Origin of the sequence: Rhodoplanes sp. Z2-YC6860, assembly GCF_001579845.1 — a bacterium.
Lineage (GTDB): Bacteria > Pseudomonadota > Alphaproteobacteria > Rhizobiales > Xanthobacteraceae > Z2-YC6860.
This window is the reverse complement of sequence record NZ_CP007440.1, coordinates 1,917,141-1,939,567: the sequence shown is the minus strand read 5'-3', so window position 1 is coordinate 1,939,567 and position 22,427 is coordinate 1,917,141. Positions and strand designations below refer to the sequence as shown.

Here is a 22,427-nt window from a genome sequence, read left to right as displayed (position 1 = left end):
ATCGGTTCGGGCCTGTTCATGGTGCTCCTGTCAACGCGGCGGAGCATAGCCGGGCGTGGCGGTTGCGTGCTAGAGCAACCAGCCCCTGGAACCTGCTCAATGGTCGATGTCCGCCGCCGCACAGTCACGTTTGGCCTTGCCGCCGCGGCGGTCATGCCGCCCCGTTTCGCCCGTGCGGACAGCGCCAAGCTCACCCTGGTGCTGACCAACGACATCTATCTGATGGGCGAAACGCAGATGCCCGACGGCAAGTCGCGCGGCGGCTTCGCGCGGCTCGCAGCCGTGGTGAAGGCGGAGCGCGATCGCGCGCGAAGCTCGGGGAGCGCGGTGCTGTTCGCGCACGGCGGCGACACGTTATCGCCGTCGCTGATGTCCGGGATCGACCAGGGCTCGCACATCGTCGAACTCACCAATCTCATCAAACCGGATATTTTCGTTCCGGGAAATCATGAATTCGATTTCGGCAAGACGACGTTTCTCAAGCGCGCCGCGGAGATGAAGTTTCCGCTGTTCGCCGCCAACATGACCAGCCCGGACGGCAAGCTCGTGCCGGGCTTCAAGGATCGCGACATCATCACGCTGGGCGGCTTGCGAGTCGGATTGACCGGCGCGGCCCATGACAGCACGCCGCGCATGGCAAACTCGGGCGATCTCGCATTTCAGCCGACCGTTGCGACGATGCGGACGCAGTGCGAGGCGCTGAAACGCGACGGTGCCGATCTCGTCATCGTGGTGATGCATGCGGACCGCACGCAGACGCTCGAATTGGCACGAGCCAATGTGGCCGATGTGATCCTGACCGGACACACCCACGACCTGTTCATCGATTTCGACGGCCGGACGCTCGCGGTCGAGTCGTCCTACGACGCGCATTACGTGACCGCCATCGACATCGATCTCCAGATCAACCGGCAGGGCAACCGGCGCGAGATCGCATGGTGGCCGCAGTATCGTGTGACCGACACCGCGACCGTGACGCCCGATCCGGAGGTTGGCGCGGTCGTGGCCGGCTTCGAACAGCTTCTCAACACGGAATTGGACGTGCCGCTCGGCACCACCACGGTCGAACTCGACACCCGTGTTGCCGTGGTTCGCGGCACGGAGGCTGCGATCGGCAATTTCGTGGCCGACGCGATGCGGGCGCGGGGACACGCCGACGTCGCGATCATGAACGGCGGCGGCATCCGCGCCGGCAAGGTTTATCCGGCGGGCATGCCGGTGACGCGCCGCGACGTGCTGGCGGAGCTGCCGTTCGGCAATGTTCTTGTGGTCCTCGCCGTGAAGGGCAGCGACCTGCGTGAGGCGATCGAAAACGGGCTGTCTCGCCTGCCGGCCACCTCGGGCCGGTTTCCGCACGTCTCGGGCATGCGGGTCGAATACGATCCGCAGCGGCCGGCTGGCAGCCGCGTGATATCGATCGAGGTCGGCGGCGCGCCGCTCAATCCCGACCGGATGTACAAGGTGGCCACCAACGACTTCATGGCGCGCGGCGGCGACGGCTACACGTCGCTCACCCACAACGCGCCCGCGGTTCCGCCGAGTGACGCGCCTCGCCTGTCCAACGAGGTGATGGTTTATCTGCGCGAGATGGGCGGCGTTCGCACCACCGTCGACGGTCGGATGCGATCGCTGTAGAACGCAAAACGCCGCCGCGGATGCCGCGGCGGCGTTTCATCAAATTCGTCTGAACGATCAGCGGCCCGGCATGAGGTCCATGCTGGCCACGCCGGCCGCGACGCTCAGGCCGGTCTGCGCCTGGCCGCTCAGCGGCTGCAGCGCGAAGGTGTTGTTGGAGCCGCCGACCAGTCCGTTGGCACCGACGCCAAGGCCGACCGTGGCGCTAGCCGAAGCACCGACATAGGTGCCCCTCAGATCGCCGCGCTGGATGCCGCGGGTCGGCGCCATCACCGCCCAGGCAACGACAACCTGCTGCGGAAAGCCGATGTCCACGCCGGCGCGCCGGATGGTGGCGTGATAAGGCTCCGGCGGACTGTTGTCCGATGCGCGGAATACGCAGCCCAGTTCGGTCACCGATCCGACGACAAAGCTCGTGGTCGAGCCGCGGCATTCGATGACGCCGACCTCGACGCGGCTCGACTGCGCCATGGCGGTCGTCGCGGTTGCGACAAGCGCCGTCGCCAGCGCAATGCTTGAATAGCGAATCATGGAAGCCCTCCTCCGACGGGGATGGAACTTACCCCAAGTCGGAGAAGGCCGCAAAGCCGGCCAATTGTGGCCGCCAATTCGCCGTTACGGATTTATTTCAGATTGCCGCAAAAACGCTGGATGCGGCGGCAGGCCTCTTCCAGGTCCTCGGTCTTGGTGGCGTAGGAAATGCGGAACGCCGGGCCGAAGCCGAATGGCGTGCCCTGCACCACCGCGACGCCCTCCGTCTCCAGAAGCTCGGTGACGAATTCCTCGTCATTGGTGATCTTCTTGCCGGACGGTGCCGTCTTGCCCATGGTGCCGGCGCAGGACGGATAGACGTAGAAGGCGCCCTCCGGCTTCGGGCACTTGAGGCCGTTGGCCTGGTTGAGCATCGACACGCACAGGTCGCGGCGCTCCTTGAAGATCGCGTTGTGTTTGGCGATGAAATCCTGCGGACCGTTCAGCGCCTCGACCGAGGCCCATTGCGACACCGCCACCGGGTTCGAGGTCGACTGCGACTGCAGCATCGACATCGCCTTGATCAGGTTGGCGTCGCCGCCGGCGTAACCGATGCGCCAGCCGGTCATGCAATAGGCCTTCGACACGCCGTTCACCGTCAGCGTGCGATCGTAGAGCCGCGGCTCGACCTCGGCGACCGAGTAGAACTTGAAGTCGTCGTAGACGAGATGCTCGTACATGTCGTCGGTCATCACCCAGACATGCGGATGCCTGACCAGCACGTCGGTGACCGCCTTCAGCTCGGCCTTGGTGTAGGCCGATCCGGTCGGGTTCGACGGCGAGTTGAAGATGATCCACTTGGTCTTCGGCGTGATCGCCTTCTCGAGGTCTTCCGGCTTCATCTTGAAGCCGTTTTCCATCGTGGTCGGCACGATCACGGGCTCGCCGCCGGCGAGCAGCACCATATCGGGATAGCTGACCCAATAAGGCGCCGGCACGATGACCTCGTCGCCGGGGTTCAGCGTGACCATCAGGGCGTTGTAGAGCACCTGCTTGCCGCCGGTGGAGACGATGATCTGGTTCGTCTTGTAGTCGAGGTTGTTCTCGCGCTTGAACTTGCCGACCACGGCCTGCTTCAGCTCAGCCAGGCCTTCAACCGCGGTGTACTTCGCGGCCTTGCCGCTCTCGATCGCCTTGATCGCGGCCTTCTTGATGTTGTCCGGCGTGTCGAAGTCCGGCTCGCCGGCGCCAAGCCCGATCACGTCACGGCCTGAAGCTTTCAGCGCGCGCGCTTTGTCCGTCACCGCCATGGTGGCGGAGGGCTTCACACGCGACAGCGATTCTTTCAGGAAGGCCATGACAATCTCCGTTTCGCCCCCAGTCTTTCAGATCTGGTCTTTTCAGATATTGGGCGGCCCGCTTTTTCAGGCGCGTTTGTCCTAAAGGCAGGCGGCGGTCGCGGCAAGACTCAATCCGTGATCGGTGCATCAAAGCGGTTGATGGTCCGCCGCCAGGCTATGCTCTACCTGCCGTTGCCAGGGCGCCCGAAAATGCCGAGATTACGGCCACTTTCGGGGAAACATCAGGGCTGGAACTGCCATGGATTTGAAGTTGAAGGATAAGGTCGCACTCGTGACCGGAGCGAGCCGCGGCATCGGCGAGGGCATCGCCCTCTCCCTCGCCGACGAAGGCTGCGACCTGATGTTGACCGGCCGGGACGAGACGGCGCTCGCGGGGGTGGCCTCAGCCGTGGCCAAAAGAGGCCGGAAGGTCGCGATCTCGATCCTCGACCTGCGCACGCCGGGCGCCGAGAAGCCGCTGGTCGAGGCGGTCCGCCGTGAGTTCGGCCGGCTGGATGTCCTGGTGAACAACGCCGGCGCCACCCAGCGCGGCGATTTCTTCAAGCTGACCGACGCCGACTGGGCCGACGGTTTCGCACTGAAGTTCTTTGCCCATGTGCGGCTGACCCGCGAGGCCTGGCCGCTGCTCAAGGCTCAGAAGGGCGCGATGGTGACCATCGCCGGCATCGGCGGCAAGGAGCCGGAAGCCCCCTTCACCATCGGCAGCTCGGTGAATGCCGCGTGCGTCGCCTTCAGCAAGGCCATGGCCGACATCGGCAAGAGCGACGGGGTGCAGGTCAATTCCATCAACCCCGGCCGCGTCGAGACCGATCGGCTGTGGCGGCGCTTCCGCTCGACCATGGAATCGACCGGCAAGGACGAAGCCGCGGTGCGCGAGGAGTACCGCCAGGAGTTCAACATCAGCCGCTTCGGCAAGGTCGAAGACCTGGGTTCGTTCATCGCCTTCCTGGTGTCGCCGCACGGCCGCTGGGTGCACGGCGCCACGATCGATATCGATGGCGGCGAAGTGAAGTCGGTGTGAGGCCAAAGACGAGCCGGCCATGAACGTCCTCCTGACCCCCGCGCGCATCGGCCCGATCACGATCCCCAACCGGATCGTGATGCCGCCGATGACGACGCGCGGATCGGACGATGAAGGCCATGTCACCGACCAGACCATCGCCTACTACATGGCCCGGGTGCGCGGTGGCACCGGCCTCATCACCGTGGAGATGGCCTCGCCGGAGAAAGCCGGGCGGCACCGCCGCCGCGAGCTCGGCATCTACGACGACCGCTTCGTGCCCGGCCTGACCAAGCTCGTGCAGGAGATTCACGGTGGCGGCGCCAAGGCGTCCATTCAGCTTGGCCACGGCGGTGGCCATACGCGGATCGACATTTGCGGCGAGACACCGATCGCGCCGTCGGCCATTCCGCACCCGGTCTATGAGACGACATTCGAAACCATTATCCCGGAGGAGATGACGCACGAGCGCATTGCGCGCACCACGGAGGCCTATGTGGCGGCCGCGCAGCGTGCGCAATCGGCCGGCTTCGACTGCGTCGAGATCCACGCCGCCCACGGCTATCTGATCTCGCAGTTTCACACGCCGTTCGAGAACCGCCGCACCGACGAATACGGCGGCAGCCTCGAAAACCGCGCCCGCTTCGGCCTCGACGTGCTGCGCGCAGTGCGGGCCGCTGCGCCGACGGTCGGCATCATCTTCCGTGTATCGGTCGACGATTATTTCGACGGCGGCATGACCTACGAGGATGGCCGCACGATCGCGATCTGGGCGTCAAAACTTGGCGCCGACGCGCTGCATATCACGGCCGGGCACTACCGCTCCAAGCCCACTGCGCACCGCATGATCCCGCCGATGGCGGAGCCGGACGCGCCGTTCCTGGGCTATGCGGCGGACATCAAGCGGCAGGTTCAGATTCCGGTGATTGCCGTGGGCCGGCTCGGCGATCCGGCGACCGCAACCGAAGCGGTGGCAAGCGGCAAAGCCGACTTCATTGCGCTCGGCCGCACGCTGGTGGCCGATCCGCAATGGGTCGAGAAGCTGCGCCGCAACGAACCCATTCGACGCTGCCTTGCCTGCAACACCTGCATCGATGGCATGCGCGGCGGCGCGGGCATCTCCTGCGTGGTCAATTCCGCGGCCGGCCGCGAGCTGGCATTTGCGGATGCGAAGCCACCGCAGGGCGAACGCATCGCGGTGATCGGCGCGGGCCCGGCGGGCCTCGCTTACGCGTCGCTGGTCGCTTCGGGCAACACCGTGACGGTGTTCGAGAAAGACACCCAACCCGGCGGCGCGTTTCGCTATGCCGGGCTTGCGCCGATGTTCCAGGACGTCGAGGCAAGGCCCGAGACGCTGTTGCGCCATGTCGCCGACATGGTCGCAGCGTGCCAGCAAAAGAACGTGACGTTTCGCTTTGCCACCGATGTCAGGCGCGAGCCCGCATTGCTGGCGCCGTTCGATCGAATCGTCGTGGCGGCTGGCGCGGCCTATCCGCTCGGGCTCGGTGCTGTGGTGATGAAGATGCTCGAAGCGGGCATCGGCCGCTGGCCGCTGATCTCCGAGATTGTCTCGAAGCCCGCGGTCCGCGACTGGTTCTACTATCGCGCCCGCAAGGCCACCGCCGAGCGCTTCCGAGCGCTGGCCAAGCCGGGGCAAACTGTCGTCGTGATTGGGGACGCGGCCAAGCCGGGCAAAAGCAAGGAAGCCATTGCCAGCGCGTTCGAGGCGGCGCTACTCGGCGGATAGGGCCTTGGTTGTCGCAAGACCGGATCGGAACGACGGCTGACCGCTGAACCGCCGCACCAGCGACAAGGCCCAGGCAACCGCTACAACTGCCACTGCAAAGCCTGCGAACATATCCATGAAGTAATGCGCGCCGTCGACCGGCGTCGACGCCAGCATCAGCAGGTTCAGCGCCAGCCCCACCCACCGGACGAGCGGCACAGGCCAGAATGCGACGATGAGAACGATCGCGAACCCGGTGTGCAGGCTGGGGAACGTGATGATGCCTTCGGCGCCGATCCCCACCAGCGTGCGCAACGATCCGTCGCGCAGCGCATTGATGATCGGCACAGGCAGGTCGCGTACAACCGGATCGATGTGCGGATGATCGTGCGGCCCAAGCCCGTAATAGCCCCACACGCCGTAAGCGGGCACAACCACGGCGATGGCAATCGCCAGCAGCGTCGCGGCCATGAAGGACAGCAGGAACACCCGCAGCCAGACCGCGCGGCCGGTGAACGCCAGGACGAAAATGGCGACCGAGCTCTGCAGCGTGATGGTGCCGTAAGCCGTCCTGAGGACCGTGTGCAGCGTGGGATGGTTGTCCGTCCAGGCCAGCAGCGCGAGCCAGTCCAGGCCGAGCGCCTTGTCGGCCGCATCGAACAGCCAGTCTTGCAGCGGAAACGGCGCGCTCAGCGCCATGCCGACATACGACAGCGGTGCGGCGACGCTCGCGAACGCGACCAGTTGAAGCGTGCCGGTCACCGCCGCCTCGACGCCCGCATCCGGACGCCACGTCCGATAGAACCAGGCGACCACGGCGAGCAGGACGCACACGCCGGCGGGCGCCGCGAATGACAGCCAAGCTGGATGAAAGCCGCCGACCAGCATGGAGACAACGACCACCGCAGCGGTGGCGGCGATGATCGACCAGATGATCGCGTCGAGCCGACTGACGGCCGAGCGCACGGGCGCAGGCGACGCGATCGCTGCATCCAGCACCACGGCTTCGCGACCTGTCTCGACGTGCACCACGTTGACCACCGCCCGTCTGCGTTCCCCGCGAAGCTGATAACAGCCGGGCGTAACCGAGCGCTGCGCGCAGCGGATGGCATTTAATTAAAGTTGTAGCCAATTCGGCCGCTTGGCCGGGCGCGCGCGGGCGACATCACGGCCGTAACGGTGCGTTAAGCGTAATTGACCCGCCCCACGGGCCACCTACAATCGACACAGCGACGCAAATCGAAGGGGGCTCAGATGCTGCGTTCATTGTTCATCGCATTGTCTATGGCACTTGCGCTGGCGACGTTCGGCTTGTCGGGCACGGCTTATGCCCAGCAGGCGCCTGCGCAGACCATCAAGCGCACGCCGTTGCAGAAATTCGACGTGCCCGGCACCAACTACGAAACGGTGATCGGCATGGCCGAGATCGTGCCGAACGTGAACATCGGCCGGCACACCCATCCCGGACCTGAGTCCGGCTACATGCTCGAAGGCGAGATGACGCTGCTGGTCGATGGCCAGCCGCCGCTCGCGCTCAAGACCGGCGAGTCTTACAAGGTCCCGCCGGGCGCAGTGCACGATGCCCGGACCGGTGAGAAGGGCGCGAAGCTGATCGCGACCTACGTGGTCGAGAAGGGCAAACCGCTCGCGACGCCTGCGCCGTAGCATTTTTTGCGGCGTAACATTTTCGCGAGCGGCTCGACTGGTTTTTTTGCTGCAACGCGAATGAAAGAAATTCCGCGCGCGGCTTACGGCGGAGTTAAATTTCTTTCATTCGAATGTTGCGGCGCACGCAATCGCCTTTTTTCATTCGAACGTCATGTCGTGGCCTTGCAATAGCCGCGCTTTGCTTCTTAATCCGCCGACAGGCAATGTCGCCAACCGGGGAGAGGATGCATGTACAAGCTCTATTCCATGCGTCGCTCGGGCAACTGCTACAAGGTCCGGCTGGCGCTGGCGCAACTCGACATCGCGCACGAACTCATCGAGATCGACATCCTCAAGGGCGAAACCCGCACGCCGGAATTCCTGGCGTTGAACCCGTCCGGCCACGTCCCGGTGCTCGAGGTCGAACGCGGGCGGCACATCGCCGAATCGAATGCCATCCTGTGGTACATCGCCGGCCACACGCCGCTCGTGCCCGACGATCGCGCCGACCGCGCCGAGATGCTGCAATGGATGTTCTTCGAGCAGCACAGCCTGGAGGCCAACATCGGCGCCGCCTACTTCTGGCTGACGCTGGTCAAGGGCGGCCGCGATCTCCAGCAGCATGCGCTGGAAGACTGGATGCAGGAGGGCTATCGGGCGCTCGGCGTAATGGAGAAGCACCTCGCGCGGCACGACTTCTTTGCCGCCAATTCCTACACCATCGCCGACATCACGCTTTATGCGTACACGCACGTGGCGCATCTGTGCGACTACGACCTGACGTCGTTTCCCGCGGTGCGCGCCTGGCTGGCCCGCATCGCCAACCAGCCCGGCCATATCGCGATGGACTCCGTGCCGGTGCTGGCGGCGGCGCAATAGGCTCGTTAGACATTTTCTGGAAGCACTGGCGACATCCCTCCCCGCGAGAGCAGGGCAATCGCAAATGTTCGCGGCGAGACCACAAGTCCCCTCTCCCGCTTGCGGGAGAGGGGACCAAATCGCAACAGCGAGTCATATGCGATTGCCCTCCCCTCGCGGGGATGGATGAAACCGCCCGCATCGGACCTACTGCTCAGCCTTGATATTGGCCTCGGTGATGACCTTCGCCCATTTGGCGATGTCGGACTTGATGATGGCGCCGAACGCGTCCGGCGAATCGCTCGTGATGTCGAGGCCAAGCTGAGCGAGCTTCTCCTTCATCTCCGGCGCGGCGACCATCTGCGCCGCCTGCTTGTAGACCTTGTCGACGATGGCGCTCGGCGTGCCGGCCGGCGCCATCAGCCCGAACCAGGAGGTCGCCTCGAAGCCTGGCAGCCCGGATTCGTCGACGGTGGGAAGGTCCGGCAACACCGACGAGCGCTTCAGCGAAGTCACCGCCACTGCGCGGAGCTGCTTTTGCCGGACTGTTCCCAGAATCGCGCCGACGTTCTGCATCGTCATGGTCACGCGGCCGCCGATCACGTCGGTGAAGATCGCGCCGCGATAGGGCACGTGCACGATGTCGACACCGGCCTGCCGCTTGAGCAGCTCGGCGGCGATGTGCTGCGGCGTGCCGACGCCCGGGCTCGCATACGACAGCTTGCCGGGCTGCGCCTTGGCGAGCGCGATCAGCTCGGAGAGGTTTTTCGCCGGCACGTCGTTGTTGACCGCAAGGACGCTCGGCATGATCAGAAGCCGCGCCACCGGCGTGAGATCGCGCACCACATCGTAAGTCTGGTTGGGTAGAAGCGTCGGGTTGATGGCCAGCGCGCCGTTGGCGCCCCAATAGAAGGTCGTGCCGTCCGGCGCCGACTTTGCGACACGGTCGCCACCGACGCTGCCACCCGCGCCCGGCACGTTCTCGACCGTCACCGGCACGTTCCAGACCTCGGCGAATTTCTGCGCGAAAATTCTGGCCGTGATGTCGGTGGCGCTGCCGGCCGTGAAGCCCACGATGAAGCGCACCGGCTTGTCCGGATAGCTGCTCTCCGCCGACGCCGGCACAACGCTCAGCATTGCCGCAAGGGCCAAAAACCATGCCCGGATCATGTGTCCCTCCCGCTGCTCCGATCGACGGTTATTGAAGCATCTTGATTCCAGCGTCTTTCAGCACCCTGCCCCACATCGGCAGTTCGTCCTTGACGAGTTGGGTGAACTGCTCGGGCGTGTTGCCGACCAGTTGCAGACCCATGCTTTCGAGCCTGGCGCGCACGTCAGGCTGCGCCAGAATCTTCACGGCCTCATCGTGCAGCTTGTCGACGATCGGCCGCGGCGTGCCGGCGGGAGCCATCAGGCCGAACCAAGCCGTGGCGTCGAAGCCCGGAAAGCCGAGTTCTTCCATGGTCGGCAGTTCCGGGATCTGCGGCGAACGCTTGCGCGACGTCACCGCGAAGGCGCGGAGCTTTCCCTCGCGCACCAGCGGCAGCACGTTGGAGATGTTGCCGAAGAAGATGTTGAGCCGGCCGCCCATCAGGTCGGGCAGCACGGCCGTCGTGCCGCGGTAAGGCACCTGCTGGATCCTCGTGCCGGTCATCTTCATGAACAGCTCGCCGCCGAGATGCTGCGAGGTGCCGACGCCGGCGTGGCCCGCCACGAAGTAATCGGGCTTGTCCTTCGCCAGCGCGATCAGCTCCTGGATGGTCGTGGCCGGCACGTCCGGCGGCACCACCAGGATGTTCGGCACGATGAAGACCTGGGTGATGTAGCTCAAGTCCTTGAGCGGATCGTAGCCGAGCTTGTCCATCATGTTGGGGTTGATCACGACCGCGGCGTTGCCGCCCATCGCGATCGTGGCGCCGTCGGGCGGCGACTTCGCCGTGCGCTCGACCGCGAGATTGCCGCCGGCGCCGGTGACATTCTCGACCACCACGCCCTTGGCCCAGCTCTCGTTGAAGCGGTCGGCGAACAGCCGCGAGGTGATGTCCGGCGCGACGCCCGGCGAGAAGCCGACCAGGATGCGGATCGGCTTGTCCGGATAACCGGATTGCGCCAGCACTTGTGCGGCAAAGCCCAGCGCGCCCAAAGCGAGCGGCAATGCGGCCGCAAGGCCGAGCAGCCTCCTCATCATGTCCTCCCCGAGAAACCGAACCAGGACGCTTTCAGTCGCCCGCGCGTTGTGTCGTTTTCGTCACGGGCCGACAAAGATAACAGCTTTTAACCTCTCGTTAACCACTTGCCACACATCCGCCGGCTTTCGCCAAAACCGGCGCCTTAGTCCCGTCGAACGCGCGCCCGCATCCGCCGCCATATTCGTGAACGAAGCGATTCGATTTTGATTCGCGCCTGATGTTTCGAGCTTGAAGATCATGACCCAGGAACTGCTTGAGCGTTCGCGTGAGCGTCATGCGTTGGCTGGCCTGCCGGTGATTCTCACCACGTTGTCGCTTGTCGTGTCGTTGATGATCGCGGCGACAGCGGTGTTGTTCGGCATCGCCCGCGCCGATTCCCTGATGTCGTCTGCCAAACGTGGCGGCTTGACCGCCGTGGTCGTGACAGGCGACGGGCGACCGCAGCGGCTGATCTGATCGCTGCATGCCTCGTGCAGCACAAAGTAACCGCGTCCGCGTCGCGTATCGGATGTCGGTCGAGTTGTAGCGTTTCGTCGCGTTCAGTCTCGAGTCCAGTTCCAGTCCGTAGTCGAGTTTGTGGTTCACAAACGCCCCTGGACGCCGTGTTGTTGTTGCGGCGCGCCGGGGGTGTTTGCGTCGCATGATCGGCTTGCCGGCTATTGCAGCTGGATGTTGGCCGCCTTGATGATCGGCGTCCACTTGTCGAGTTCGGCTTTGTAGTAGGCGGCGAGCCCTTCCGGATTCTGCAGGTTCGGCGGCGCGACTTCGTGGCCCAGTTCTTTGAGACGCTGGCGGACGCCGGCGTCATAGAGCGCATCGACCACCGCGGCGTTGAGCTTGGCGATGATCTCCTTGGGCACGCCTTTCGGCGCGAACAGCCCATGCCAGAATGGAAACTGCACTTCGGGAACGCCCGCCTCCTGGATCGTCGGCACTTCGGGCGCCGCGAACCAACGCTTCTCCGTGAACACGCCGAACGCCTTGATGGCGCCGGCGCGATATTGCGTGAGCGTCTGGCCGGCCTCGGGGCATGACAGATCGATCTGTCCCGCCAGCAGGTCCTGCATTGCGGGCGCGGCGCCGCGATACGGCACGTACCGCATGGTCGTGCCGGTCTTCTCGGCAAAATAGACGAGGCACATGTGAATGCCGCTGCCGACGCCGATGGTGCCGGCCGTCGCTTTGTTGGGGTTGGCCTTCAGCCAGGCGATCAGCTCCTGGGCGTTGTTGGCCGGAAAATCCTTGCGGCCGATGATCCAGAGCGGTCCGAGCGACAGCATGGAAATCGGCTGAAGGTCCGTCCGGTAGTCGAACGGCACCTGATACATCACCGCCGCGCCGACGTGGGACGTCCATTGCGCGACCGCGATGGTGTAGCCGTCGGGTGCGGAGCGTACGAGCCGCGTCACGCCGATGGTGCCGCCAGCCCCGCCGATGTTCTCGACGATCACCGGCTGGCCGAGCGTGTTCTTCATCCGGTCGGCCACCAGCCGTGACACGATGTCGGTGATGCCGCCCGCCGGGAACGGCACGATCCAGGTGATGGGCTTACTTGGGAATGTCTCGGCCCGGGCACCGAGGGTGCCACTCAGCGCAATCGCGCATGCAAACAGGAACGACACGCATCGCATCGACTTCCTCCCGAACGGCAGATCGGCTTTTTATTGAGCCGAGCATGACACGGGCGAAGCCAGCGCGGAAGCGCCTGTACGCTTTCAAATCGGCGCCACTATTGTCCCTTGATGCCCGACTCGCGAATGACCGCGCCCCACTTGTCCATCTCGGATTTCAGATAAGCCGCAAACGCCTCCGGCGACTGCTGTTCAGGCGGTGGAATCTCCAGGCCCTGATCGGCGATACGCTGGCGCACCACCGGATCGGCCATCGCGGCCTTGAACGCCGCGTTGAGCTTCGCCACCACGTCTTTCGGCGTGCCCTTGGGTGCATAGGCGCCGAGCCAGTTGATCACCTCGACGCCGGGCACGCCCGCCTCTCCCACCGTCGGCACATCGGGCGCCGCGAACCAGCGCTTCTTCGATGTCACGGCGTAGGCTTTGATGTTGCCGGCCTTCACCTGCGACAGCGAATTCGCCGCAAGATCGCACATGGTGTCGACATTGCCGGCGACGATGTCCTGCAAGGCGGGTGCGCCGCCGCGATAGGGCACCAGCGTGGTTTTCGTGCCGGTGAGCTTGCCGAGATAATAGGCGCACACCGCCGAGCTGCCGCCCGCGCCGACCGAAGCCGCCGTCACCTTGCCGTCGTTGGCCTTCATGTAGGCCACCAGTTCCTTGAGGTTCGCCGGCGGCAGATTCTTTCGCGCGATGAACCAGTGCGGCACGCTCGGCAGCAGCGCCACCGCCTCGAAGTCCTTGATCATGTCGTAGGGCGGCGAGAACACGAAGGCGTTGACCACATGGGTGCCCCAGGTGCCGACGCTGATGGTGTAACCGTCCGGCTCTGCCCGTGCGACGCGGGTGATGCCGATCACCCCGCCGCCGCCGCCCATATTCTCCACCAGAATCGGTTGACCGAGCGAGCCGCGCATCGCCTCGGTCATGGTGCGGACCATGGCGTCGACCGCGCCACCGGCGGCGAGCGGGATGACCACGGTGATCGGCTTGGACGGAAAGCTTTGTGCCTGCGCAGCGACAATCGACGCCAGCATGCAACAAGCGGCGAGCAATCCCCGTTTCATCGTCACCCTCGTTTCCTCACTGTCCCTTGAGATTGGCGGCCTTGATGATCGGCCACCACCGGTCGGCCTCGGCCTTCTGGAATGTCCGCAGCGCCTCCGGCGTCAGCTGGTCGCGCGCAGGCTTGTCGAGGCCAAGTTCGCCGAAGCGCCGTGTGACCGCTGGGTCGGCCAGCGTCTCGATCATCACGGCGTTGAGCCGTGCGATGATCTCCTTCGGCGTGCCCTTGGGCGCCCAGGCGCCGTACCACAGCGACGCCGTGAAGCCCGGCAGCCCGGCTTCCTCGGCGGTCGGGATGCCGGGCGCGGCGGCCACGCGCTTTGACGACGTCAGTGCATAGGCCTTGATCGCTCCGGCCTTCACCTGCTCATAGAAATTCGACGCCGGCTCCATCTGCAGATCGATCTGCCCGGCGACGAGGTCCTGCAGCGCCGGGCCGTTGCCGCGATACGGCACGACCTGGAACGTCGTGCCGGTTTCCTTCTGGAACGAAAGCCCGGTGAGATGGCCTTGGCCGCCGACGCCGGGGATCCCGACCGACGCCTTGCCCGGATTGGCCTTGAGCCAGGCGATCAGCTCCTTGAGATTTTTCGCCTCCAGCGTCTTCCTGCCGACGATCATCATCGGTTCGCTGCCGATCAGGACGATCGGCTCGAGGTCGGTGAGCAGATCGAACTGCAAAGGGTAGAGCCCGCCGCTCAGCACATTGGTGGTCGAGGTGCCGACCTGGACGGTGTAACCGTCGGCCGGGGCGCGCACCGTGCGGCCGACGCCGATGGTGCCGGCCGCGCCGGTGACGTTCTCGATCACGATGGTCTGGCCGAGGGCTGCCCGCATGCGCTCGGCGAGAAAGCGCGTCAGCACATCGGTCGCGCCGCCCGCCGGGAACGGCACGATGATCGTGATGGGCTTCGTCGGATAGCTCTGCGCCGCGACGGTGCCGCACGCGAACACCGTGAACATCAGCGCGGCCAGCAAGCGCTTCATCGCCGCCCTCATTGCATCTTGATGCCGGCGGCCTTGATCACCGGCCACCAGGTCGCAATGTCGGCCTTCTGCTGCGCGGTGAGTGCCTCCGGCGTCTGCTGCTCGCGCGGCGGAATCTCCATGCCGAGCCCGGTCAGGCGGCCGCGCACGTCGGGATCGGCCAACGCGTCCTGCACCGCGGCCTGGAGCTTCTGCACGATCGGCTTCGGCGTCCCGCCCGGCGCCCAGAAGCCGTACCACAGCGACATGTGCAGCCCCGGCGCGCCGGCTTCGTCGATGGTCGGCACATCCGGCAAGATGTCCGAGCGTTTCGGCGCCGCGATCGCCAGCGCTTTGATGGTGCCGCCCTTCACATGCGCCGACGAGGTCTGCACCTGATCGACCATCAGATCGATCTGTCCGGCGACGAGATCGACCATCGCAGGGCCCGATCCGCGATAGGGCACGTAGTTCATGGTGCTGCCGGCCAGATTTGCGAGTTGCAGCGCGAGCAGATGCGGGCCGGTGCCGACGCCCGGATGGCCCATGTTGACCTTGCCCGGGTTGGCTTTCACGTAGGCCAGGAATTCGCGGAGATTGTTCGCCGGCAGATCCTTCCTCACGACGACGAGATAGGGATTGCGCGGCAACAGCGAGATCGGCGTGAAACCGGTCACCAGATCGTAAGGCAGATTGTACACCGCGCCGTTGGTGGCGAAGGTGCCGAAGTGGCCGCAGATCAGCGCGTAGCCATCAGGCGGCGAACGAAACAGCCGCGTGGTGCCGACCGTGCCACTCGCGCCCGAGACATATTCCACGATCAATGGCTGCCCGAGCGATGCGCGCATGCGCTCGCCGACGTTGCGGATGATGGCATCGGTCGGCCCGCCGGCCGGGAACGGCACGATCACAGTGATCGGCTTGTTCGGATAGTCGTCGGCAAGCGCCGAAAGACTTGGTGCAAAGACGCTTGCCGCAAGCAGGACACCCGCGGCGAGCAGCGCATGTCGCAACCGAGTTGGCATGTCATTCTCCCAAACCGACGTCACGGCTTCACGTTCGCCGCCTTGATCACCGGCCACCACTTTTCGATTTCGGCCTTCTGATGTGTGCGCAGCGCCTCCGGCGTACGCTGGTCCTGGGCCGGTGGCTCGAGCCCAAGCTCGGCGTAGCGCTTCTGCACCGCCGGATCGTCGATCGCGGCGCGGATCGCCTCATTGAGCTTCGCGACAATCTCCTTCGGCGTGCCCTTGGGCGCCCACATCCCGGACCAGAGCGAGACGTGGAAACCCGGCAGGCCGGCCTCGTCGACGGTCGGAACATCGGGCAGCGCGGACAGCCGCTTGCTGTCGGTCACCGCATAGGCGCGGATGGTGCCGGCCTGCACCTGCGGCAGCGAATTCGACGCCTGGTCGACGATGATGTCGATCTGGCCGGCGACGAGATCCTGCAGCGCGGGGCCGGTGCCGCGATAGGGCACGTAGCTCGCATGCGTGCCGATCAGGTTCTGCAGGAACACGCCGCTGAAGTGAGCGCCGGAGCCGACGCCCGCGGTGCCGAGCGTCGCCTTGGCCTGGTTGGCCTTGAGCCAGTCGATCAGCTCCTTGAAGGTCTTCGCCGGAATCGCATTCTTGCTCACCACCAGCATCGGATTGGCGCCGAGCAATGCGACCGGGTCGAGATCGTTCACCAGATCGAACGGCAGCGGATAGATCGCGCCATTCACCACATGGGTGCCGAGATGGCCGAAGCTCAGCGTGTAGCCGTCGGCGGGCGAGCGCACCGCGCGCGTCACGCCGATGGTGCCAGCCGCACCGGTGACGTTCTCGATCAGCACGGTTTCCTTCAGCGCCGTGCGCATCTTGTCGGCCAGCGCACGCGCCAGCACGTCGCTCGGCCCGCCGGCCGCGAACGGCACGATCACGGTGACCGGCTTGGACGGATAAGTTTCGGCTTGCAGGGGCGCCGTGAGGACAGTGAGCAGCGTGGCGATCGAAGCGAGAGTCCTGAAATTCATTTTGTTGCGCTTTCCGTTGAACATCATTCGGGCTTGATGCCGGCGGACCTGATGATCGGCCACCATTTCTCGATTTCGGCCTTCTGGAACGCGGCAAGCCCTTCGGGCTTCTGCTGCTCGGGCGATGCCACATCGAGGCCCAGTTCGGCGAAACGCGCCTTCACCGCCGGATCGGCCAGCACCTTGGACATCGCGCTGTTGAGCGTGCCGATCACATCCTTCGGCGTGCCCTTCGGCGCGTAGAAGCCGAACCACCCCGACATGTAGAGCCCCGGCACGCCGGTCTCATCGGCGGTCGGAATGTCCGGCATCGAGGCCGAGCGCTTCGGCGAAAGGTTCGCGATCGCCTTGATGGCGTTGCCGCGGATCTGCGGCAGCGTCACCGCGCCTTGCGCCACCAGAAGGTCGACTTGGCCCGAAACGAGGTCGGTCATCGCCGGGCCTGCGCCGCGATAAGGAATCAAGGTGAGCTTGGTGCCGCTCAGTTGCTGCAGCAGCAGTCCGGAGATCGCAGCCGCTGCGTTCTGGTTGACGAACTTGGCGTCACCCGGATGCGCCTTCATCCAGGCCACCAGTTCGCTCAGCCGGCTGGCCTCGAGAGTTTTCCTCGCGACCAGAAGCTGCGGGTTGATGGAAATGAGACCGATCGGCTCGAAGTCGGTCTTCAGGTCGTAATTCAGATTGTAGATGATGCTGCCGACGTGGGTGTCCCACTGGCCGATGTCGATGGTGTAGCCGTCGGGAGCCGCGCGCGCCACGCGGCCGACCGCGATGCTACCGCCTGCGCCGCCGACATTCTCGATGATGACCGGCTGTCCGAGGATCGGGCGCATCTTCTCGGCCATGATGCGGGCGGCGACGTCGGTCGAGCCGCCGGGTGGGAACGGCACCACCAGCGTGATCTGCTTCGAAGGGAAGCTCTGCGCATGGGCCGCGACCAGGCCCGCGAGCAGCAAACCTGCGATTCCCAGAACAAGCTTTCTCACCTTGTCCCTCCCCAAATGTTTTTGAATCTTTTGTTCACGGCGACTTCGTGCGGGCGCCTTGATCGACTCCTTTATCTGACCGGCAAGGCCTGATCCGTTACTGCACCTTGATGCCCTGCGCCTTGATCACCGGCCACCACTTCTCGGTTTCTTCCCGCTGGAATTTGGCGAGACCGTCCGGCGACATCATCGAGGCCGGGAAGAACTCCTGGCCGGCTTTGGCCAGACGGTCATGCGTCACCGGATCGTTGACCGCCTTCACCAGCGCATCGTTGAGCTTGGCGATCACCGGCTTCGGCGTGCCCTTCGGCACCCACAGCGCGTGCCAGAAATAGAAATACATGCCCGGCAGGCCGGCCTCGTCGACGGTTGGAATGTCCGGCAGCACAGGCGAACGGTCCTTGCCCGCGAGCACATAGGCCTTGATCAGGCCGTTCTTGACGTTCTGTCCGGAGGTCGCCGGCGTGTCGATGATCATGTCGACCTGGCCGCCGATCAGATCCTTCTGGGACTCGCCGGCGCTGCGGTAGGGAATGAACTCGAACTTGGCGCCGATGGTGTTCTGAAAAAACGCACCGAACACATGGCTGGGGCTCCCGACCCCCGACGTACCGACCGAGACCTTGCCGGGATTGGCCTTCAGCCAGTCGGTCAGCTCCTTCAGATTGTTCGGCGGCAGGTCCTTGCGGCCGACGATCAGAGACGGCTGCGTCGCGATCAGACCGACGGGCTCGAGGTCCTTCAGCAGATCGATCGGCAGGTTGTGCACCACACCGGCCGCCACGTTGGTGCCCCACTGGCCGATCTGCACGGTGTAGCCGTCGGGAGTCGAACGGGCGACCCGGATGACTCCGGTGGCGCCGCCCGCGCCGGGCGTGTTCTCGACCACTACGGTCTGACCGAGAAAGGGCCGCATGCCTTCGGCGACGATGCGTGCGACGGTATCGGTCGAGCCGCCGGTGGCGAGCGGAACCACCAGAGTGACGTAACGGGAGGGAAAGTCGTCTGCGCGCGCGGCCGAAACGGACAAGACCCCTGCAAGCGCGCAGCACAGTAGCGCTTTTGTCATTTCACATCCTCCCTGGCGTTTTGTAGGACAGTAGCACTATGACTTCGCCCGGGCCTAGGCGGTTGACGCCGCACCTGGCCCGTTCACCCACACCAGTCCGCCGGGATTTGGTTTGACGACACACGACGACGAGTCGCGTCCCGACGGGCCGCGAGCGACCCATATTTCCGCTCCGCGCTCCATCGAAACCCGCACCTCCTGGATCGTGGCGAGCCTGTCCCTTGTCATGCTCGGCCTGTCCTTCGGCGGCCCCTGGATCACGGCTGTCGGCCTGAAGGAGATCGCCTCCGACACCGGCGGGGCGCGGCAAGTGCCATCGCTCGCGGTGTCGCTCGCGCTGTTCGGCGTCGGCGTTGGCGGATTGCTGATGGGCCGGCTCGCCAACAGCTACGGCGTGCGCCTCACCGTCATCACCGGCTCGGTGATGATCGCGATCGGGTTGTTCATCTCGTCGCTCGGCCAGCCCTGGCAGCTCTACGTCGGCCATGGCCTGTTCATGGGCTTGCTCGGCAATGCCGGGCTCAACGCGCCGCTGTTCATCTATGTGAGCCGTTGGTTCGACCGTCGCCGCGGTTCGGCACTGGCGCTGATCTCGAGTGGCGGCTACCTGGCGGGCTTCATCTGGCCAACGGTGTTCGAGCGCGCCATCGCCAATTTCGGCTGGCGCTCGACCATGGTCGGATTTGCCGTGCTGCAACTCGTGGTGATCGTGCCGCTTGCGATCATCTTCTTGCGCCAGCCGCCCGAGACGCCAAAGCCGCAGGAGGTGCGCCGCAAGGGCGAGGCGCGGCCGACGGTGCTCGGATGGCACCCCAACGTGGCGTTTATCCTGATCGCCTGCGCGGGCTTCCTGTGCTGCGTGACGATGTCGATGCCGCAGCAGCATCTGGTGGCGTTCTGCAGCGATCTCGGCATCTCGTCGACGCTCGGCGCGAGCATGCTGTCGGTGCTGCTCGGCATGGGCTTCTTCAGCCGCCAAGGCTGGGGCTGGCTGTCCGACCGCACCGGCGGATTGATCACCGCATTCTTCAGCTCGATCATGCAATGCGCGGCGATGAGCGGCTTTCTGTTCACGCAGGACACCGCAGGCCTGTTCACGGTCGCGACCGCCTTTGGGCTCGGCTTCAGCGCGCTGATCCCAGCCTATGTTCTGACCATTCGCGACCTCTATCCTGAAAGCGAGGCGCACTGGCGAGTGCCCGTCGTGTTGCTGGCCACCGGCACCGGCATGGGCACCGGCGGCTGGCTCGCCGGCTACCTCTACGACATCTACGGCTATTACATCCCGGCCTTCGCGACGGGCGTCGCCTTCAACATCGTCAACATCGCGATCCTGTCCATTCTCCTGCTGCGCCAACGCACCACCATGACCATGGCGCGCGCCTACTGATTTCAAACCTCGCGCCGAAACCTTCGTCACCAAGATGTGTTGGCGTCCGACGTTATTTCGCCGGCGAAACGGGACATATTGAGGAGTGTAGGGAATCCATCATGCATAAAGCACTTGCAGTCATTGTTATTTCGATTGCGCTGCCGTCCGCCGTCGGGCCTTCCATCGCCGAAGCGCAAACCTTCAAATCCTCTGCCGGCAATATCGCGGTCGAGACCGTGGCCGGAGGCCTCGTGAATCCTTGGGCGCTGGCCTTCCTGCCCGACGGCCGCATGCTCGTCACGGAGCGGCCGGGCCGCATGCGCATCGTCACGCCCGACGGCAAGCTCTCGGCACCGCTCGGTGGCGTACCGAAGGTGTTCGCCGTGAGCCAGGGCGGCCTGCTCGACGTCGTGCTCGACCGCGGCTTCGCCGGCAACAAGACGATCTACTTCTGCTTTGCGGAGCCTTCGGACGGCGGCGGCCGCACCGCGCTCGCGCGCGCCACGCTCGGTGAGGGCAAGCTCGACGGCGTGAAGGTGATCTATCAGCAGAAGGGACCGGTTTCGAGCGGCAACCACTTCGGCTGCCGCATCGCGCAAGGTTCCGACAACAACCTGCTCCTGACGCAGGGCGAGCACTTCACCGACCGCAACGAGGCGCAGAAGCTCACCAGCGATCTCGGCAAGATCGTGCGCATCGCGCCCGACGGCTCGGTGCCCAAGGACAATCCCTTCGTCGGAAGGAACGATGCCCTGCCCGAGATCTGGAGCTACGGCCACCGCAACGCGCAAGGCGCCGCGATCCATCCGCAGTCCGGCAAGCTCTGGGAGCACGAGCACGGCGCCAAGGGCGGCGACGAAATCAACATTCCGCAGCCCGGCAAGAACTACGGCTGGCCGGTGATCAGCTTTGGCGTGAACTACGACGGCACGCCGGTCGGCAGCGGCAAGTCGTCGATGCCGGGCATGGAGCAGCCGATCAAATACTGGGTGCCGTCGATCGCGCCGTCCGGCATGGCGTTCTACACCGGCGACCTCTTTCCAAGCTGGAAAGGCAGCCTGTTCGTTGGCGCGCTCGCCGGGCAGATGCTGGTGCGGCTGACCCTCGACGGCGAGAAGGTCACCGGCGAGGAGCGATTGCTGCAGGGACTTCGCGAGCGCATCCGCGACGTGCGGATGGGGCCAGACGGCGCGCTCTATCTCGTCACCGACAATTACGCCGGACGTGTGCTGAAGGTGTTGCCGGCGAAGTAGGGGCAATCCAGTCGACTGGTGCACCAAGCAGAGCTCTCGGCTCCGTCATCCTGAGGCGCGAGCCATCGGCGCGCTTACGCGCGTCTTCGACGCGCTATGGCGAGCCTCGAAGGATGCGGCCCGGCTGTCGCAGCAGCGTGGCCGTCGCCCTTCGAGGCTCGGCCTACGGCCGAGCACCTCAGGGTGACGGAGATAGATTTCTGGAACTGCCACACTTCAGTTCATGGTGGACCTCACGCCGCGCTGGCGCTCGCTGCAATGCCGTCGAGCGCCTTGATCGCATCGTCAGGCAGCTTGAGCTCGGCCGCGGCGAGATTTTCCTTGAGATGCGCGACCGACGAGGTGCCGGGGATCAACAGGATGTTCGGCGCGCGGCGAAGGAGCCAGGCGAGCGCGACCTGCATCGGCGTGGCGTGACGGCGCTTGGCGACATCGGACAAGGTCGACGATTGCAGCGGCGTGAAGCCACCGAGCGGAAAGAACGGCACGTAGGCGATCCCGTCGCGAGCAAGATTGTCGATCAGCGCGTCGTCGCTCCGATGCGCGATGTTGTAGAAGTTCTGCACGCAGACGATCTCGCAAATCTTGCGCGCATCTTCGACCTGTTTCGGCGTTACGTTGCTCAACCCGATATGGCGGATGAGACCTTTGCGCCGAAGCTCGGCGAGAGCCGTGACCTGCGGCTCGAGCGAACCTTCGGCCGGTCCATGGATGCCGTGCATGCTGCGCATGTTCACCACATCGAGCACATCGAGGCGCAGATTGCGGAGATTGTCCTGCACTTGCTGGACGAGCTCCTCAGGCGTGAAGGCCGGAATCCAGGACGCATCGTCGCCGCGCCGCGCGCCGATCTTGGTCACCAGCACGAGATCACGCGGATAGGGATGCAGCGCCTCGCGGATCAGCTGATTGGTGACGTGCGGGCCGTAGTAGTCGCAAGTGTCGATGTGGTTGACGCCGCTCGCCACCGCGGTGCGGAGCACGGCGCGTGCAGCGTCAGGGTCCTTGGGCGGGCCGAACACGCCCTTGCCGGCGAGTTGCATGGCGCCGTAGCCGAGCCGGTTCACGGTGCGGCGGCCGAGAGAGAATGTCGTGTTCGACATGAGGGGGCTCCTTTCAAGTCCCCGTCCAGATACGCGTTGGCGGCCCGTGCGATAATCAGGCATAATCTGCACAGGCTG

21 protein-coding genes are annotated in these 22,427 nt (G+C 65.0%); 8 read left to right on the top strand and 13 right to left on the bottom strand.

From position 1 onward, the window contains the following. Window positions 1-99 precede the first annotated feature (99 nt). Window positions 100-1,635: a bifunctional metallophosphatase/5'-nucleotidase gene (locus RHPLAN_RS09115; RefSeq protein WP_084244582.1), complete on the top strand. Its 1,536-nt coding sequence runs from the start codon at window positions 100-102 to the stop codon at window positions 1,633-1,635. A gap of 57 nt (window positions 1,636-1,692) precedes the next feature. On the opposite strand, the gene RHPLAN_RS09110 is transcribed toward RHPLAN_RS09115, so the two are convergent. Then, window positions 1,693-2,166: a DUF992 domain-containing protein gene (locus RHPLAN_RS09110; RefSeq protein WP_068016275.1), complete on the bottom strand. Its 474-nt coding sequence runs from the start codon at window positions 2,164-2,166 to the stop codon at window positions 1,693-1,695. 92 nt (window positions 2,167-2,258) lie between these two features. After that, entirely contained in the window at window positions 2,259-3,464 is a 1,206-nt protein-coding gene (locus RHPLAN_RS09105; protein ID WP_068016273.1) for a pyridoxal phosphate-dependent aminotransferase, read from the bottom strand. A 241-nt stretch (window positions 3,465-3,705) separates the two neighbouring features. Between RHPLAN_RS09105 and RHPLAN_RS09100 the strand changes: the two genes are divergently transcribed. Both RHPLAN_RS09100 and RHPLAN_RS09095 read left to right on the top strand, forming a co-directional pair. Beyond that, window positions 3,706-4,488: an SDR family oxidoreductase gene (locus RHPLAN_RS09100; RefSeq protein ID WP_068016268.1), complete on the top strand. Its 783-nt coding sequence runs from the start codon at window positions 3,706-3,708 to the stop codon at window positions 4,486-4,488. A 19-nt stretch (window positions 4,489-4,507) separates the two neighbouring features. Continuing rightward, on the top strand, window positions 4,508-6,214 hold the full coding sequence (locus tag RHPLAN_RS09095) for an NADH:flavin oxidoreductase (protein ID WP_068016265.1): 1,707 nt from the start codon (window positions 4,508-4,510) through the stop codon (window positions 6,212-6,214). On the opposite strand, the gene RHPLAN_RS09090 is transcribed toward RHPLAN_RS09095, so the two are convergent. Then, window positions 6,200-7,234, bottom strand: a complete 1,035-nt coding sequence (locus RHPLAN_RS09090; RefSeq protein ID WP_068016262.1) for a phosphatase PAP2 family protein — start codon at window positions 7,232-7,234, stop codon at window positions 6,200-6,202. The two genes, RHPLAN_RS09095 and RHPLAN_RS09090, sit on opposite strands and share 15 nt — an antisense overlap. Before the next feature lie 213 nt (window positions 7,235-7,447). Between RHPLAN_RS09090 and RHPLAN_RS09085 the strand changes: the two genes are divergently transcribed. Both RHPLAN_RS09085 and RHPLAN_RS09080 read left to right on the top strand, forming a co-directional pair. Further along, window positions 7,448-7,858, top strand: a complete 411-nt coding sequence (locus RHPLAN_RS09085; protein WP_068016260.1) for a cupin domain-containing protein — start codon at window positions 7,448-7,450, stop codon at window positions 7,856-7,858. A gap of 231 nt (window positions 7,859-8,089) precedes the next feature. Continuing rightward, window positions 8,090-8,719, top strand: a complete 630-nt coding sequence (locus RHPLAN_RS09080) for a glutathione S-transferase family protein (RefSeq protein WP_068016257.1) — start codon at window positions 8,090-8,092, stop codon at window positions 8,717-8,719. Window positions 8,720-8,905: 186 nt separating this feature from the next. Here RHPLAN_RS09080 and RHPLAN_RS09075 read toward each other — a convergent pair whose 3' ends face one another. Together RHPLAN_RS09075 and RHPLAN_RS09070 are read right to left on the bottom strand one after the other, a co-directional pair. Then, window positions 8,906-9,868, bottom strand: a complete 963-nt coding sequence (locus tag RHPLAN_RS09075) for a Bug family tripartite tricarboxylate transporter substrate binding protein (RefSeq protein WP_084244580.1) — start codon at window positions 9,866-9,868, stop codon at window positions 8,906-8,908. A 28-nt stretch (window positions 9,869-9,896) separates the two neighbouring features. Next, window positions 9,897-10,883, bottom strand: a complete 987-nt coding sequence (locus RHPLAN_RS09070) for a Bug family tripartite tricarboxylate transporter substrate binding protein (protein ID WP_198164789.1) — start codon at window positions 10,881-10,883, stop codon at window positions 9,897-9,899. Between the two features lie 241 nt (window positions 10,884-11,124). Here RHPLAN_RS09070 and RHPLAN_RS09065 point away from each other — a divergent pair, with 241 nt between their 5' ends. Further along, entirely contained in the window at window positions 11,125-11,343 is a 219-nt protein-coding gene (locus tag RHPLAN_RS09065; RefSeq protein WP_157100150.1) for a hypothetical protein, read from the top strand. Between the two features lie 200 nt (window positions 11,344-11,543). Here the strand turns inward: RHPLAN_RS09065 and RHPLAN_RS09060 are convergent, their stop codons facing one another. From RHPLAN_RS09060 to RHPLAN_RS09030, 7 genes are all read right to left on the bottom strand, one after another. Then, window positions 11,544-12,518 carry a Bug family tripartite tricarboxylate transporter substrate binding protein gene (locus RHPLAN_RS09060; protein ID WP_068016244.1) on the bottom strand — a complete coding sequence of 325 codons (975 nt, stop codon included), beginning with the start codon at window positions 12,516-12,518 and terminating at the stop codon, window positions 11,544-11,546. A gap of 98 nt (window positions 12,519-12,616) precedes the next feature. Beyond that, window positions 12,617-13,585: a Bug family tripartite tricarboxylate transporter substrate binding protein gene (locus RHPLAN_RS09055; protein ID WP_084244579.1), complete on the bottom strand. Its 969-nt coding sequence runs from the start codon at window positions 13,583-13,585 to the stop codon at window positions 12,617-12,619. Window positions 13,586-13,601: 16 nt separating this feature from the next. Then, a complete protein-coding gene (locus RHPLAN_RS09050) occupies window positions 13,602-14,570 on the bottom strand; it encodes a Bug family tripartite tricarboxylate transporter substrate binding protein (protein ID WP_068016238.1) in 969 nt (322 codons plus the stop codon). An 8-nt stretch (window positions 14,571-14,578) separates the two neighbouring features. Then, on the bottom strand, window positions 14,579-15,574 hold the full coding sequence (locus tag RHPLAN_RS09045; RefSeq protein ID WP_068016237.1) for a Bug family tripartite tricarboxylate transporter substrate binding protein: 996 nt from the start codon (window positions 15,572-15,574) through the stop codon (window positions 14,579-14,581). A 20-nt stretch (window positions 15,575-15,594) separates the two neighbouring features. Beyond that, on the bottom strand, window positions 15,595-16,566 hold the full coding sequence (locus RHPLAN_RS09040; protein WP_068030883.1) for a tripartite tricarboxylate transporter substrate binding protein BugD: 972 nt from the start codon (window positions 16,564-16,566) through the stop codon (window positions 15,595-15,597). A gap of 23 nt (window positions 16,567-16,589) precedes the next feature. Then, window positions 16,590-17,552: a Bug family tripartite tricarboxylate transporter substrate binding protein gene (locus RHPLAN_RS09035; RefSeq protein WP_068016233.1), complete on the bottom strand. Its 963-nt coding sequence runs from the start codon at window positions 17,550-17,552 to the stop codon at window positions 16,590-16,592. A gap of 97 nt (window positions 17,553-17,649) precedes the next feature. Then, window positions 17,650-18,621: a Bug family tripartite tricarboxylate transporter substrate binding protein gene (locus RHPLAN_RS09030; protein ID WP_068016230.1), complete on the bottom strand. Its 972-nt coding sequence runs from the start codon at window positions 18,619-18,621 to the stop codon at window positions 17,650-17,652. Window positions 18,622-18,733: 112 nt separating this feature from the next. Between RHPLAN_RS09030 and RHPLAN_RS09025 the strand changes: the two genes are divergently transcribed. Together RHPLAN_RS09025 and RHPLAN_RS09020 are read left to right on the top strand one after the other, a co-directional pair. Continuing rightward, window positions 18,734-20,011 carry an MFS transporter gene (locus RHPLAN_RS09025; protein WP_068016226.1) on the top strand — a complete coding sequence of 426 codons (1,278 nt, stop codon included), beginning with the start codon at window positions 18,734-18,736 and terminating at the stop codon, window positions 20,009-20,011. A gap of 101 nt (window positions 20,012-20,112) precedes the next feature. Next, entirely contained in the window at window positions 20,113-21,246 is a 1,134-nt protein-coding gene (locus tag RHPLAN_RS09020) for a PQQ-dependent sugar dehydrogenase (RefSeq protein ID WP_068016224.1), read from the top strand. A gap of 233 nt (window positions 21,247-21,479) precedes the next feature. On the opposite strand, the gene RHPLAN_RS09015 is transcribed toward RHPLAN_RS09020, so the two are convergent. Then, window positions 21,480-22,349, bottom strand: coding sequence for an aldo/keto reductase family oxidoreductase (locus RHPLAN_RS09015; RefSeq protein WP_068016222.1), 870 nt, complete (start codon window positions 22,347-22,349; stop codon window positions 21,480-21,482). Window positions 22,350-22,427: the final 78 nt, after the last annotated feature.